Source organism: Ferroplasma sp. Type II, assembly GCF_000496155.1.
Map to the genome: position 1 here is coordinate 8905 of NZ_KI542815.1, position 1386 is coordinate 10290.

At 27.3% G+C, this 1386-nt stretch carries 2 protein-coding genes; both read right to left on the reverse strand.

Annotated features, from left to right (window positions below; translation table 11 throughout):
• Window positions 1-784: AAA family ATPase (locus tag AMDU4_RS12945; protein ID WP_290705393.1), on the reverse strand; the 784-nt coding region annotated here is incomplete at its 3' end.
• 267 nt (window positions 785-1051) lie between these two features.
• Window positions 1052-1386: DUF234 domain-containing protein (locus AMDU4_RS12950; protein ID WP_021788386.1), on the reverse strand; the 335-nt coding region annotated here is incomplete at its 5' end.

Consider the following 1386-nt stretch of genomic DNA (forward strand, 5'->3'; position numbering starts at 1 on the left):
ATTGCCCAAGATCTATATTATTAGTATTCATATATAGTATACTGGTATCCGCATACGTTTTATACCTCATACTGGAGGAGATAAAATAAGGTCCGAATTTGAATTTAAATGTGGACGAAAATAACAAATTATTAATTGTATCTTCTAAATATCTCTTGTTTGATATTTTCTTTGTATTTTCAATATACCTTTTGAATATTGACCGTTGAAAATCTAATATTATATCCATAGTTTCATTTGATGGATAATATTTTCCATTAATTATAACATCATTCTTCATGTTATTTTCAATTTTATTTTTATTAGAATCTATTAATTCCTCCAGTAGAATCTTGATTTTATCCATATTGAACGATTCAAAGATTTTTTTGATATCCCCAGATGTTTCCTTAATTCTCTTATTAAGTTTGACTAGATATGGCTCGTTTGAATTATTATGAAAATTGGCTTCTGTCTCTTCCCGAATGAATAATATAGTATCTTTAATTGTTGGGCGAAGAAGTTCTATTTGAATTTCATTATTTGGTTTCCTCCTAGTTGTTTTTATATTTATTGTAGATTTATTCCTAGAATAAGTTATCAGACTGCTTAGAGAATTTAAATGATATTCGCTTTTATAATATTCCAGAAGTTCCTGAGTTGAAAAAGCAATATATAAGGATTGAATTAAGGAAGTTTTTCCAACATTATTTTTTCCGACTATTAAGTTGATTTTGGAATTAGTACTTATGTCAATTGATTCGAGGTTTTTAAAATGTTTAATTTTAACGTTTGTAATTTCCATATCTATTCTTTATGATGATTTTATTAATTTTATTTTCCATTTTGTGAGGCAGCTGTCCTGTAATTATGAGCCTATTTGCAAAATCAGTATCCATTATATTCTCATTTCTATTGATTAGTCTATGCTTATATTCATAGCTTCTATCTTTACCATTTATTGCCTGCCATAAAATCTAATTAGCAATAGGTATTTGTAAATTATAAATTCATTAAATAGATTTATAGGCACATATTTTCATGATCAATGTAGACATAACCAAAACATGTTCTATTTTTTTAGTATCTCTTCAATTTTTTTTAAATCGAATAATAATACGTTATCCCTTCTCGCAACCTCTGCCATTTTATCGGTGAAACCAGATCTGCTAAATAATATAAAATATTCCTTTCTGGTACCATTATTCCATTGTACACTTGCGGATTTTCTTCTCAGCTCATTATATACTGAAACATCTAACAGCCTGTTTGTCCATTTGCATTCCCCAAACATTATAGTTTTTTTATCTTCATTTAAAGCTATAATATCTATTTCTTCCTGATTTTTACCTGTTGTTTTGGAGTTATTCTTCCCCCACCATCTTCCTATTTTTTTATATGAAAGGT